Below are 13,926 nucleotides of genomic sequence, written 5' to 3' on the forward strand. Positions count from 1 at the left end.
TCCATACCGCGAGATGGTCATGGAATACCTCTACAGACGGAGACGCTCATCTTCAGTCAGGGTTGCTCTGCCTTCAGGACCAGCACCCAGTCCGGTCCGCCGATTGGCGAAACGAAGGTCACAATCCCTTGAGAGTGCATTCCAATGGGATGAGTCGCACCACTCCGCGGATCAAACCATGCTGATCTGACTTCCCCTCTGAGCACACGCAAATCCACCCGCAACGACTGACCTGCCATCGGGAAGTAGACCAACCCATACGTTCCTTCACTATCGCGGGTCGCAACGGGATGCGCAGCGCGAACGGGATTGATCCGATCCTCCTGGTCCACAGGCAGCGGTATAGGCGCCACATCTGGCAGCAGGTCGGGCGCGGGGATGCGGGTGAAGTACGGGTGGGCGAGGATCAGGTTCTTCAGATGCACCAGTTGCTGCGCTCCCGGTCCGTATAGGGCTTCGTCCCATGGAAGTGACGGAAAGGTGGTTGGTGCGTATCTGGACGACCACATCTGCCAGACTGAGTGACTGCCATAGGTGTGACCGCATGCGCCCGCAAACACTGCGCGATACGCCTGCTTGCGCACATCATAGTCGGTAAAGCGACCATACTCCGGTTTCCATGGACGTAGATAGGGGTCGATGGGATGGTGCTCATAGTTCGGTTCTCCGTCCAGCGCCGGTTTGGTCGGTGTGCGCTCATAGTCGGCGCGGATCATTTCCCAGTTTGGCGCGTCCATCAGACAGTGACCGGATTGGAGCATGTTCATGTCGAGCCAATCGGCATCGTGGAGCACAGCGGAAGAACTGGTTCCACCCATTGGATGGTAAGTAAAAAAAGGCTTGAACCCCGACCCTTCTGTGATGCCTTGTGCCATGGCTGCCCATACCTCTTCGTACCCGTGGGCAGGGCGATCTCCACCCAGAATCCAGATGATGTTGGTGTCGTTTCGGTAGCGTTCACCCAGGAAGCGACCGTAGATACGCGCATTGCCGGCGTTGAAGATAACCGGTCCAATGCCCCACAGGCGCGCATGCACTTTATCGCCCCATGTCGGCAGCAGACCGATGTAGAGACCCTTATCAGACGCCATGCGGATGATCGCATCCACGTGGCGGAAGTAGAACTCGTTCGGTCTGGTTGGATCATCACCAAGAAGCGGCACATGTCCCTGGGCATTAGGTGTGTGCAAGCCGTCTAGTTCAGCCAGCGCCACCGCCTGAATCAGGTTGAATCCCTGCTGACGCCGCGCGTTCAGATAGTGCTCGGCTTCTGGCAGGCTCAGGCGATGAAAAAGTTCCCAGGCGGTATCGCCAAGCCAGAAGAATGGCTCACCGCTCTCGGTCATGAGAAAACGCCGATTCGTGCTGACACATATGCGCGGTAAAGACATCAATCTTCCTCACCAATTTGCCTGTCGAGTGACCGGTCGTGATGCCTGATAGTACCACAAGACGTGTCGTGCTGGGCGAAGCGAAGAAACCCGCCCCGCGCGCTGTCGGGACCCTTCATTTCACCTGCAACGCCGCTCAGGGTGACAGCGTTTGGCTTCCGCCTGCGACAAAGGGCGAGGTCTCATGAGAGAACGAACCGTTCAGGGGCATGAGGCAAGCGCTGCCAGATAATGGGCGATCATCTCGCTCCCCCGGAAGAAACAGGAGAGGTTCAACTTTTCGTTTGGCGCGTGCATGTTATCGTCGGGCAGACCGAAACCGGTGATCACCAGCGGCGCCCCCAGGGCTTCTTGAAAATCAGCTGCGATCGGCAATGTACCGCCGCCGATCATAAATCCAGCCAGTGCGCCGAATGCTTTTTCGAATGCCTGTGACGCCGCCTGAACCTCTGGCACACGATAATCGATGAGCACCGGACGCGACGCACTCAGGATGTGCACATCGAGCGATACGGTCGGTGGCGCCTGACGGCGCAAAAAGTCAATGACCTGCCGCGCAATATCTTCCGGGTCCTGGTTGGGCACGAGCCGCATCGAGAGTTTTGCCGTCGCCTGCGCCGGAATGACGGTTTTCTTTCCCGGTCCCGTAAATCCTCCGCTGATGCCGTGAATATCCAGCGTTGGTCGGATGCTGGCGCGCTCGATGGCGGAATAGCCTGCTTCGCCGGCGAGCGCGGGCGCGCCGGTCATCGCCTGGAGCACAGCGTCATTCAGCGGCAGCGACGCCAGCAGACGTCGCTCGGCGTCGTCTACGGTCCGCACCCTGTCGTAGAATCCGGGAACCTGCACGCGGCGCATGTCGCCATCCTGGAGCGATGCCAGCAGTCGGACGAGGACGTTGAACGGGTTCTCTACTGCACCGCCAAAGGTTCCTGAGTGCAGGTCGCTCGCCGGTCCGCGTACTGTGATCTCCAGATAACAATTCCCCCGCGTTCCGTAGAGAATGAGCGGGTGCTGCGGTGTCAACATCGACGAATCGACCATCAGTACGGCGTTGCAGTGCAGACGTTCCGTTTCAGTGCGGACAAAACGTCGTAGTCCGACGCTGGATGTTTCTTCTTCCCCTTCGACGAGCAGTTTGACGTTGATCGGTAACCGTCCGAAGGTGTGCAACCAGGCGTCAAGCGCCGCGACGACCGCCATCACCTGCCCCTTGTCGTCGGAAGCGCCGCGCGCGTAGAGATTGCCATCCCGGATGGAAGGCGCAAATGGTGGCGTATGCCAGGCGTCGATTGGATCGGCGGGCTGCACGTCGTAATGCCCGTAGATGAGAAGCGTCGGCATAGCAGAGCCAGCATCCAGCCACTCGCTGAAGACGATTGGATGCCCGGCGGTCGCCACGATTTCGGTGCGCGTCATACCAATACGTTGCAGGCAATCAACCATCCACTGCGCAGCGGTCGCCATATCTGCCGCGTGCGCCGGGTCCATGCTGACACTGGGAATGGAGAGAAACTCGCCCAATGCCGTCAGATGCGCATGCTGGCGATCACGCAGATGTGCAATGACGGTAGCCAGCGTCTCCGATGCTGTTGAACCGGACATGGCGTGCTCCTTCACTCGACAATCCACGGTAATCCGGTTACTGCGGCACTGCGCTGCTCCGGGTCGGTGCGCACATCGACAATCGCAGGCAATCCTGAGTCAAACGCACGCCGGATCGCCGGCGCAATCGCTTCCGGTCGTTCGACACGCTCGCCATAGCCGCCGAGCGCGCGCGCCAGTTCATCGTAGCGCGTCGGTCCCAGGTTTGTGCCGATTACAGCAGCGTCTCCCCAGCGCCGTCGCTGACCGTCGCGCGTCTCACCCCACCCGGCATCGTTGGCAATCACCACAATCATCGGCAGATGGTGTCGCACGGCAGTATCGAACTCCATGCCACACAGCCCAAATGCCCCGTCTCCCATGATCGCCACAACGGGGTGGTCCGGGTGCGCCAGTTTTGCGCCAATGGCAAATCCCAGTCCCACGCCAATGTGCCCGGTGCTGCCCACCCACGTCACGCCGCCAGGAACGCAGGCATCAAGATACTGAATGGCAAATGCCGCGCTGTACCCGCCATCCACAATCTTAATCGTGTCGCGTGGCAGGCAATCCGCCAGCGCCTGCATCAACTGAATTGAGTGCATCGGTCGCGCGGGATCGCGCGCTGCCAGATCGGCGGCAGCGGCGGTTTCTGCGCGCATAGCGCCAATGCTGCCATGTGCTATGTGGCTCCATTCCTTCTCCATCGCCCAATCGCTACCTTCTGCAACAAGTTCATTGAGCTGACGCAATACCTGCGCTGCATCGCCGACGATGCCGAGGTCGATTGGTCGCGTTTTGCCAATGCTTTCGGGGTGTATATCCACCTGCACGACCGGCGCGTCCATGCTGAAGAGCGGAAAGCGTCCGTAGCCAATCGTCCAGTCGAGTCGTGTGCCGATCACCAGGAAGGCATCCGCCATGGCTGCCGGGGTGGGGTAAAACCCGGCAGAGAGGGGATGGTCATCGGGAATGATTCCGCGCGCCAGGTTGCGGCTCAGCACCGGTATGCCGGTCGTTTCGACAAAACGGCGTAGTTCCTCCTCGCCGCGCGCCCACCAGACGCCGCTGCCAACGATCAGGAGCGGACGTCTCGCCTTGCGAATCACATCGAGCGCCTGACGCACCAGCGCCGGATCGCCCGGCGGTCCGACCGTCACCCGATAATGGCGTGGAAAGGTGACGGTATCCTCCTCAATGACCGCGTGCATCACCTCCAGCGGAAAATCGAGAAATGCCGGACCGGGACGTCCGGTGGTGGCATGGCGCACGGCAGCGGCGGTATATTCGGGCAGCCGTCTGACATCGAAGCATGTGCGTTGCCATTTGGTGATCGGGCGCATCAGGCGCACCTGATCGATTGCCTGCATAACGCCGATGTCGCGTCCTTCCAGCGATCCCTGTGCGCATGCAATGATCATAGGAACCTGTGCTTCATAGGCGACTTCGATGCCGGCCACTGCATTGACCAGTCCTGGCGCAGCGTCCACCGTGAGCAGCGCCGGTCGGCGTGTGAAGCGCGCATAGGCATCCGCCATGTGTGCGGCATGCATTTCGTTGCGCACGTCGATCACCCGGATGCCCTCTTCGCGGCAGGCATTAATCAGGTGGTAGTTGTGCCCGCCGACAATCGTGAAGGCATGGGTCACCCCCGCTTCGCGCAGAGTGCGCACCACCAGTCGCCCGCCATCGACACGACCTTTCGGCATAGCGGGACGTGTGGCGCCATCGCCGGTGACACTGGCGATGAATCGGACGAATTCCTCGTGCGGCATACGGTGGCGTAACCCGACAAGACCGGTGCGTTCAGGAGGACCAACGCGGCGACGCAATGGCGGCGAGTTGGCGTCAGCAGTTTCAATAATGGCGTCAACCACCTCCTGTGGGTCGCTGCTCTGTTCCCAGGCGGCGGCAAGCGCTTCCGCCATGCGCACAGCACGCGCATAGTACGGGCTGTCTGGTCGCATGGCTGCTCTGGCGGCGGTGATCGTGCTTGCAGGCATATCGGTCTTAAACATACCGCACGGCTGAATGACCGACACATGGATGCCGAACGGCGTCACTTCCTGGTAGAGACAGTCGGAAAAGCCCTCGACAGCGTGTTTGGTCGCAGTATAAATCCCCTGAAACGGAAACCCGACCACGCCGCTGTCTGACGACAGATTGATAATGTGTCCGCGACCTGCGTTGCGCATATGAGGGAGAACTGCCTGGGTCACAAGGATCATGCCGATGATATTCACGTCGAAGAGGCGGCGAATATCTTCCAGTTTCGCTTCTTCCAGCGGACCGCCGTGCCCCAACCCGGCGTTGTTGACCAATACATCGATCCGTCCGAAGTGCGCCACTGCCGTCCTGACAGCGCGACGTATCGCATCGGGGTCGGTCACATCCATTGCCAGGCACAGCAGGCGCGCCGGATCGTCTGAATGGAGACGGGTAAGAAGGTCAACACTGCGGTCGGTGGCGGCAACGCGCTCACCGCGCTCGATCAATCGCTGCGCCAGGCGCGCGCCGAAACCGCTGGCGCAGCCGGTGATCAGCCATGTGCGCTGTGGATGGGTCATACGATGCATGGTCGCCTCCTTGCGACTCAACTGAACAGGCGCGTGATCGGCATAGCCCACAGGTTCGTGTCCAACCGCTCCAAGCGCTCGCCAGGGTATGCGACAAGTCCTCCGCGCCAGCGCGCCCCAAACTCCGCTGCCAGGCGACGTAGCGCCGTCGCCTGAGACAATCTGACTTCCGGTGAGGATTTGACCTCAATCCCCCATATGCCGGAAGCCGTGGATAACAACAGATCGACTTCCAGACCGCTGTGGGTGCGGTAGAACCAGCATTCAGCCTGCGTACCGGTGGTTCGCAGCCATTTGAAGCATTCACCAACCACATAACTCTCGAGCAGCGCTCCGCTGGCGTCGCCCCAATATCCTGTCTGATAGCGCCACAGTCCAGGATCGATCCAGTAGAGTTTCGGCGATTTCACCAGTCGCTTGCCAGGACTGTCAACATAGGGCAGGAGCAAAAAAACCTGGTAGGAGAGTTGCAGATAGTTCAGATAATTGCGCGCTGTGCCAGGGCTGATATCTGCATCACGCGCCAGGTCGGCATAGGAGAGCGTCTGACCGGATCGCAACGCCGCCAGTCGCATAAACCGTCGGAACGGCACGAGTTCATCCAGTCGCGCTACATCTGCCAGATCGCGCTCCAGGTATGTGTTGGCATAAGAAGCCAGCCAGTCCCGTCGATCGCTATCCGTCAGTTCGAGCAATCCCGGCATCCCGCCCCAGCGCAGTCCGTAGTCGAACCAGAAAGCGCGGCGATACGCTTCCTCGCCTAGCAAAACAGGCGGTTGATCACTCAAGAGCGCATCGGCATCGCCCTCTTCCTCGCACAACCGCGCCAGCAGCGTCAACGGCGACGGATGCTCGCCGCCGACCAGCTCTGAAAGCATCAGGGGCCATAATTCGTACATGAATACGCGACCAGCCAGCGTCTCCCGGATGCGCTGGAGCATGACAATCTGCGATGATCCGAGTAACACGCTGAAATTGATCGTGCCCTGATCATAAGCGAACTTGATCTTCTCGAAGATAGCAGGTTCCTTCTGCGCTTCATCGAGCACTGCCTCGCCAATGGTCGTCGCCCAGGCGCGTGTGGGAAGTTCGCGCAGTCGGATGCGCTCCTCGGCTTCGTCGAGCGACAGGCGCCGCAACTGCGCGTAGAGACGCCGCGCCAGCGTGGTTTTGCCCGTTTGCCGCGCTCCGGTGATCATTACCAGGCGGCGTGTTGTCGGTTCGGGCAGGCGATGCTGAATTTGACGGAAAATTGTCATCAACGGTATTGATTTTCCTTGAAAATCGACAATACGATTGTACCATATCCAGAAGCACAGAGCGCTCAATACAGGTTGTTAAAGAAGTCGATCAACACCTCATTCGCCACTGCATCCGGCAGTGTGTCGAGCACCTCGTTGATCAGCGCCATCTCCTGCGGCAACGCACCCGGTTGCAACCCAACCGCTGCCATCAGTCCTTCGACTACGGCTGGCGAAGGGTCTTGCGTGAGCGCCTCGACCACCGAACGCACCAGCGCCAGGTCAATCGGCGGCATATGCCGAACTTCCTCAACGCAGGCGGCAATATCGGCGATCAACGCATCGACGTTATGCGCGACGCCATACGTGATAGAAACGTGCAGATTGCGCGGTGAGCGCGGCGTCGAAAACTGCGGCTGAAGGTACCAACCACGGCGACGCAGAGCATCAGCCAGCTGAAAGACATTGATCGCTTGCGATGCGAAGGAAAACATACTCATTGCCGGACGACCCAACACATACAGACCATCAATCGCATCAACCCCCGCCATTAACCGCTCCGTTGCCGCCTGCACGGTCGCAACCAGATCGCGGTAGCCTGCTTCTCCCAGGTAGTTCAGGATCGCCCACGCACCTGCGATTGGTCCTGCTGAACGCGAACTGAGCGCCGTGGGATTGATAATGGTATACGCGGTCGTTTCGGTCGAGGCAAAGATCTGATGCCGCCGCAGGCTACGGTCGCGGTAGAGCACGACCGATGCCCCCTTTGCAGCGTAGCCGTACTTGTGCATGTCTACTGAGATCGACGTAACGCCGGGAACACTGAAGTCGAATGGCGGGATCGTTCGCCCGAGGGTGCGCAGGAACGGGAGATACATCCCGCCGACGCATGCATCGACGTGGCAGAGCGCTCCGTACTCCTGCGCCAGTGTTGCGATTGCGGGCACAGGGTCGATCACTCCTTGCGAGTAGCATGGCGCCGATGCAACCAGCAGAATGGTGTTGTCGGTGATGGCTGCGCGCATTGCCGTCACATCCGCCTCGAACGTCACCGGATCGAACTCGACGACGACCGGTTTAACGCCGAGATAGTGACCTGCCTTGTGAAACGCAGCGTGCGCCGTGCGCGCCAGAATCATCTCCGGCTGTGTCACGTGTGGTCGGTGTGCGCGCGCCCAATCGCGCGCGGTTTTCACTGCCAGGAGAATGCTCTCCGTGCCGCCACTGGTCATATTGCCGACAACGCACTCGTCGCCCTGCAACAACCCGGCGATCATGCGCACAACGTCATTCTCCAGTTGTGCCACGCTCGGAAAGGTCGTCGGGTCCAGGCAGTTCTCGCTGAGGTACAATGAGTATGCCTCTTTGACCAGCGTCGCAGCGATCTCAGCGGGCTGATAGATATACGCAAAAACCCGACCGGAGCGCCAGTCCATATCCTGCGCCTTGAATCCGTGGAGGAGGGTCATGATCTCGTCCGGCGTTCTGCCGACAGGCGAAATAGTCACGAGGACGTCCTTTCCAGCGCGAGGTCGCGCCTGACGGCGCGTTCCAGCGGGTACTTCCACATAAAGAAAGCGATGAGCAGCGCCGCAATCATCGGCGTGCCACCGATCAGGAAGCGAACGCCCCACGCGGCGCTTTCCGGTTGCGCGTCGCTCCCTGCCACATACCCCGATAACGACAAAACGGCGGCGAAGAGCACCCCCTGCGCCGAAAACGCCAGTTTGGTGATGCCGCCATTGATGCCAAAGAAGATCCCTTCGCGCCGGTAGCCGTGGCGCGCCGCGTCGTCGTCGATAACTTCAGAGATGAGCGGGAACGGCATAATCATCGACCCTGCCAGTCCGGGAACCACCAGGAGCGTGCCAATCAAGCCAGTATAAAAGTCATTTGCCAGGATCATCGCAAGAAATCCGGGAATGAAGCAGAAACTGGTGATAATCCACGACCGGCGCGGTCCAATCCGCGCGACCATTGGGCGCCAGATCAGGAGCATCGGGATCGTTAGCAGGATGGGCACGCCAAGCAGGATCGCCTCGGCGTCGCCGCCGCTCAGGCGCATACCAAAGACTTCCGTTTGTCCCTGAATGCCAAGCGCATATTTGCGCCAGAATGGGAGCATCGCCGCCAGCACCAGCCAGATATATTCTTTGGCGATATTGGCGCCGATGAACCAGCGGAAAGGACGACTGGAAAGCGCAATACGGAGTGATTCGATCAACCCGAACCGATCATCTTTGATTTTTGAGATGTCTTCACGGACACCGGCCATTGAGATCAGATATCCCACCGCCACCAGTGTGCCCATGATAGCGCCCATCCAGATGTAGCCGACCCCTTCCGCCAGGATCGGCGCGAGGATGAAGGAAAGCAGGAGCGCAATCGTTGCCAACACCTCACGCACGGCGGAGAGATCGATGCGCGCTTTCAGGTGCGGCGCAACTTCCGGGAAAAGCGCGTTGTAGGCGATGATTGTCAGACTGTAGAGGGTGTCGAAGATGAACAGAATGATCAGGAAATAGGCGGCGAGCAACCACGGCGATTGCCCTGGCGGCGTCCAGAGGAAGAAGAAGGAGAGTCCGAGCGGCACAGCGCCAAAGAGGACATACGGCACCCGTCGCCCCATCGGTGTGCGCGTTCGGTCCGAGAGTTGCCCCATGAGCGGATCGTTGATGGCGTTCCACAAGCCATAGATCGTCCAGATCACACCGGCTGCCGCTGCATTCAGTCCCAGCACATCGACATAGTAGAACTGAATGCGGTTTCCGAACACCTGATAGGCGATTGTGTTGGCGAAGTTGCCCATCGAATACGCAATGTAGCGGAGAAGCCTGCCCATCCTCGTTCCTCCTTGAACCTGATAGGACGACGACACACTATGGGTTCTGTTTGATCCCTGGATTGTCCGGCAACCCCAGCATCCGGGCGGTGTAGACGTGCAGGAACCGCTTGAATGCCGCAACCCGTTCGGGATTCGTCGGATCAACGCGCGCGCCGGTCGCATCGAGCGGACTACCGGCGAAGTAGCCGTAGAGTATCCAGACGAAGCTGGTGAGGATCAGGCGTAGATCGATGTCGGTCGCTGTAATCGTCCCTGCCGACTGTGCCCGTTCCAGTGCTGTGAGAACCATGTCGTACAGTGGCAATGATACTTCCGCCTCGACCGCAACTGGCGACTCGTCCCGTTCCAGCCAACGTCGCAACCACAGCCGTGGCGTTTCCGGCTGTTCGATGGTCAGATCAACCAGCGCATCGACCAGTGCATTCAACCGCTGTTGGAGCGCCACGGGATCGGTGATGTCGTCGTCGGTCAGGGGATGCGTGTACGCCGCGATGAGCGCGCGTTCCCGCTCTGCGAGACGCCGGAATACTGCCTTGTAGAGTTCCTGCTTGCTGCTGACGTGGTAGTGGATCGTTGCAATATTCAATCCGACCGCCGCCGCAAGCGTGCGCATGGAGAGTCCGTGGTAGCCATGCTCGGCAAAGAGGGTTGCGGCAATGGTCAGAATGCGCTCAACCGTGCTGCCGGTTGCTTCGTGCGACGGACCATCCATAGGAGTGATCTTCCTGATGAGGAACGAACCCTGTTACCTGTCTGCTGAACGATCAGACAGGGCGGAGAACAGGCATCCGTTATCAATCAAGCGTTTGATGGAATATCTGGAGTATATACAATGACAGTGATAGTTGTCAAGAAGCAGTGTGTCTGTGAGCACGATCCATCATCGCCGTAAGCGCTATGCCAGAATAGGACCAAAGGGAGATAGCGGAACTTCAGCATATATCGTATACTTGGGATAACCCTTTCTTCCCCTCCTTCGCCAGGAGGCCCCGGTTCCTGCCGGGGCTTTCTGGTTTTTCGATCCTGAACGTGGGGTGGATGAGATGGCACACGGATCGAGACGGATGCCCACGGATCGGAAGAATCCATCCGTGCCAACCCGTCGCATCCGCGTCCTATTGGTGGGGCCCATGGATCGCCACGGATCGGGACGGATGCCCACGGATCGGAAGAACCCATCCGCGCCAATCCGTGTCCTATCCCGGGCGCTCATCTCGCACACCCCTCCCCGGCGCGTGGTATCATGCTCGCAATCAATTCAAAGAAACGAGGTGGGCAATGAGCAGCACGATGACAGCGGCAGCGCCGATTGTCTACCCCGATAGCGACGGGATGCCGATGGCGGACAACACGCAACAGTTTCGCGCAATCGTGACCATCCAGGGGAACCTGGAGGCGCTGTTCCGCGACCGCGCCGATGTGTTCGTGGCGGGCGACCTGCTCTGGTACCCGGTGGAAGGGCGCCCCGACATCCGCCGCGCGCCGGATGCGATGGTGGTCTTCGGGCGTCCGAAGGGCGACCGCGGCTCGTACCGGCAGTGGGAGGAGGAAGGGATTGCGCCGCAGGTGGTGTTCGAGGTGCTGTCGCCGGGGAACACGCTGACGGAGATGGCGGCGAAGTTTGAGTTCTACGACCGGTACGGAGTGGAGGAGTACTACCTGTACGACCCGGCGAGCGGCGACTTGAGCGGATGGCGGCGTGAGGGCGGACGGTTGCGGGTGATCGAAGAGATCGACGGGTGGGTGAGTCCGCGTTTAGGGGTGCGGTTCCGACGCGAGGGGGGCGAGGTGCGGATGTACCTGCCGGACGGGCGTCCATTTCTGAGTTTTGTGGAGGTGCAAGAGCAGTTGGATCGCGAACGGCAGCGCGCCGAGGCGGAGCGGCAACGCGCGGAAGCGGAACGACAGCGCGCCGAGGCGGAGCAGCAACGCGCGGAAGCGGAACGGCAGCGCGCCGAGCGCCTGGCGGCGCGCCTGCGCGCCCTGGGCATCGACCCGGACGAGGACGTGTGAGATGATGCAGCGAGGTGGGCAATGAGCAGCACGATGACAGCGGCAGCGCCGATTGTCTACCCCGATAGCGACGGGATGCCGATGGCGGACAACACGCAACAGTTTCGCGCAATCGTGACCATCCAGGGCAATCTGGAGGCGCTGTTCCGCGACCGCGCCGATGTGTTCGTGGCGGGCGACCTGCTCTGGTACCCGGTGGAAGGGCGCCCCGACATCCGCCGCGCGCCGGATGCGATGGTGGTCTTCGGGCGTCCGAAGGGCGACCGCGGCTCGTACCGGCAGTGGGAGGAGGAAGGGATTGCGCCGCAGGTGGTGTTCGAGGTGCTGTCGCCGGGGAACACGCTGACGGAGATGGCGGCGAAGTTTGAGTTCTACGACCGGTACGGAGTGGAGGAGTACTACCTGTACGACCCGGCGAGCGGCGACTTGAGCGGATGGCGGCGTGAGGGCGGACGGTTGCGGGTGATCGAGGAGATCGACGGGTGGGTGAGTCCGCGTTTAGGGGTGCGGTTCCGACGCGAGGGAGGCGAGGTGCGGATGTACCTGCCGGACGGGCGTCCATTTCTGAGTTTTGTGGAGGTGCAAGAGCAGTTGGATCGCGAGCGGCAGCGCGCCGAGGCGGAGCAGCAACGCGCGGAAGCGGAACGGCAGCGCGCCGAGGCGGAGCAGCAACGTGCGGAAGCGGAACGGCAGCGCGCCGAGGCGGAGCAGCAACGTGCGGAAGCGGAACGGCAGCGCGCCGAGCGCCTGGCGGCGCGCCTGCGCGCTCTGGGCATCGACCCGGACGAGGACGTGTGAGATGATGCAGCGAGGTGGGCAATGAGCAGCACGATGACAGCGGCAGCGCCGATTGTCTACCCCGATAGCGACGGGATGCCGATGGCGGACAACACGCAACAGTTTCGCGCGATTGTGACCATCCAGGGGAACCTGGAGGCGCTGTTCCGCGACCGCGCCGATGTGTTCGTGGCGGGCGACCTGCTCTGGTACCCGGTGGAAGGGCGCCCCGACATCCGCCGCGCGCCGGATGCGATGGTGGTCTTCGGGCGTCCGAAGGGCGACCGCGGCTCGTACCGGCAGTGGGAGGAGGAAGGGATTGCGCCGCAGGTGGTGTTCGAGGTGCTGTCGCCGGGGAACACGCTGACGGAGATGGCGGCGAAGTTTGAGTTCTACGACCGGTACGGAGTGGAGGAGTACTACCTGTACGACCCGGCGAGCGGCGACTTGAGCGGATGGCGGCGTGAGGGCGGACGGTTGCGGGTGATCGAAGAGATCGACGGGTGGGTGAGTCCGCGTTTAGGGGTGCGGTTCCGACGCGAGGGGGGCGAGGTGCGGATGTACCTGCCGGACGGGCGTCCATTTCTAAGTTTTGTGGAACTGCAAGACCAACTCGAGCGCGAGCGGCAGCGCGCCGAGGCGGAGCAGCAACGTGCGGAAGCGGAACGGCAGCGCGCCGAGCGCCTGGCGGCGCGCCTGCGCGCTCTGGGCATCGACCCGGACGAGGACGTGTGAGATGATGCAGCGAGGTGGGCAATGAGCAGCACGATGACAGCGGCAGCGCCGATTGTCTACCCCGATAGCGACGGGATGCCGATGGCGGACAACACGCAACAGTTTCGCGCAATCGTGACCATCCAGGGGAACCTGGAGGCGCTGTTCCGCGACCGCGCCGATGTGTTCGTGGCGGGCGACCTGCTCTGGTACCCGGTGGAAGGGCGCCCCGACATCCGCCGCGCGCCGGATGCGATGGTGGTCTTCGGGCGTCCGAAGGGCGACCGCGGCTCGTACCGGCAGTGGGAGGAGGAAGGGATTGCGCCGCAGGTGGTGTTCGAGGTGCTGTCGCCGGGGAACACGCTGACGGAGATGGCGGCGAAGTTTGAGTTCTACGACCGGTACGGAGTGGAGGAGTACTACCTGTACGACCCGGCGAGCGGCGACTTGAGCGGATGGCGGCGTGAGGGCGGACGGTTGCGGGTGATCGAAGAGATTGACGGGTGGGTGAGTCCGCGTTTAGGGGTGCGGTTCCGACGCGAGGGGGGCGAGGTGCGGATGTACCTGCCGGACGGGCGTCCATTTCTGAGTTTTGTGGAGGTGCAAGAGCAGTTGGATCGCGAGCGGCAGCGCGCCGAGCGCCTGGCGGCGCGCCTGCGTGCTCTGGGCATCGACCCGGATGCGGATACCCTGTAAATACCGAACCTCCCAAGCCTTCGCCGCTCAACGCAGCGACTGGGCATCGACCCGGATGTGGATACCCTGTAATACTGCAAACGCCGCAG

The 13,926-nt window shown here is 61.2% G+C and carries 11 protein-coding genes; 4 read left to right on the forward strand and 7 right to left on the reverse strand.

What is annotated here, in order from left to right:
* Positions 1 to 56: 56 nt before the first annotated feature.
* From RCAS_RS11245 to RCAS_RS11275, 7 genes are all read right to left on the reverse strand, one after another.
* Complete coding sequence (locus RCAS_RS11245) at positions 57 to 1,391, reverse strand: apiosidase-like domain-containing protein (RefSeq protein WP_012120693.1); 1,335 nt, start codon at positions 1,389 to 1,391, stop codon at positions 57 to 59.
* 201 nt (positions 1,392 to 1,592) lie between these two features.
* Positions 1,593 to 2,996, reverse strand: a complete 1,404-nt coding sequence (locus RCAS_RS11250; RefSeq protein ID WP_012120694.1) for a dipeptidase — start codon at positions 2,994 to 2,996, stop codon at positions 1,593 to 1,595.
* An 11-nt stretch (positions 2,997 to 3,007) separates the two neighbouring features.
* Positions 3,008 to 5,551: an SDR family NAD(P)-dependent oxidoreductase gene (locus RCAS_RS11255; RefSeq protein ID WP_012120695.1), complete on the reverse strand. Its 2,544-nt coding sequence runs from the start codon at positions 5,549 to 5,551 to the stop codon at positions 3,008 to 3,010.
* A 17-nt stretch (positions 5,552 to 5,568) separates the two neighbouring features.
* The gene (locus RCAS_RS11260) at positions 5,569 to 6,810 is read right to left on the reverse strand and encodes an ATP-binding protein (protein ID WP_012120696.1); all 1,242 of its coding nucleotides are present in this window, start codon (positions 6,808 to 6,810) and stop codon (positions 5,569 to 5,571) included.
* A 65-nt stretch (positions 6,811 to 6,875) separates the two neighbouring features.
* Positions 6,876 to 8,300, reverse strand: coding sequence for a pyridoxal phosphate-dependent decarboxylase family protein (locus RCAS_RS11265; RefSeq protein WP_012120697.1), 1,425 nt, complete (start codon positions 8,298 to 8,300; stop codon positions 6,876 to 6,878).
* A complete protein-coding gene (locus tag RCAS_RS11270) occupies positions 8,297 to 9,634 on the reverse strand; it encodes an MFS transporter (protein ID WP_012120698.1) in 1,338 nt (445 codons plus the stop codon). Before RCAS_RS11270 ends, RCAS_RS11265 begins: the two co-directional genes overlap by 4 nt.
* A gap of 37 nt (positions 9,635 to 9,671) precedes the next feature.
* On the reverse strand, positions 9,672 to 10,349 hold the full coding sequence (locus tag RCAS_RS11275) for a TetR/AcrR family transcriptional regulator (RefSeq protein WP_012120699.1): 678 nt from the start codon (positions 10,347 to 10,349) through the stop codon (positions 9,672 to 9,674).
* 566 nt (positions 10,350 to 10,915) lie between these two features.
* Between RCAS_RS11275 and RCAS_RS11280 the strand changes: the two genes are divergently transcribed.
* Genes RCAS_RS11280 through RCAS_RS11295 form a run of 4 tightly spaced genes read left to right on the forward strand, consistent with a single transcriptional unit; the run spans position 10,916 to position 13,837 of the window.
* Positions 10,916 to 11,650: a Uma2 family endonuclease gene (locus RCAS_RS11280; RefSeq protein ID WP_012120700.1), complete on the forward strand. Its 735-nt coding sequence runs from the start codon at positions 10,916 to 10,918 to the stop codon at positions 11,648 to 11,650.
* A gap of 21 nt (positions 11,651 to 11,671) precedes the next feature.
* Positions 11,672 to 12,448: a Uma2 family endonuclease gene (locus RCAS_RS11285; protein ID WP_012120701.1), complete on the forward strand. Its 777-nt coding sequence runs from the start codon at positions 11,672 to 11,674 to the stop codon at positions 12,446 to 12,448.
* A gap of 21 nt (positions 12,449 to 12,469) precedes the next feature.
* Positions 12,470 to 13,162 (forward strand): Uma2 family endonuclease, encoded by a 693-nt coding sequence (locus tag RCAS_RS11290; protein ID WP_012120702.1) that lies wholly within the window; start codon positions 12,470 to 12,472, stop codon positions 13,160 to 13,162.
* Between the two features lie 21 nt (positions 13,163 to 13,183).
* Complete coding sequence (locus RCAS_RS11295; RefSeq protein WP_012120703.1) at positions 13,184 to 13,837, forward strand: Uma2 family endonuclease; 654 nt, start codon at positions 13,184 to 13,186, stop codon at positions 13,835 to 13,837.
* The last annotated feature ends 89 nt before the right edge of the window (positions 13,838 to 13,926 follow it).

It is taken from the genome of Roseiflexus castenholzii DSM 13941 (assembly GCF_000017805.1).
GTDB lineage: Bacteria > Chloroflexota > Chloroflexia > Chloroflexales > Roseiflexaceae > Roseiflexus > Roseiflexus castenholzii.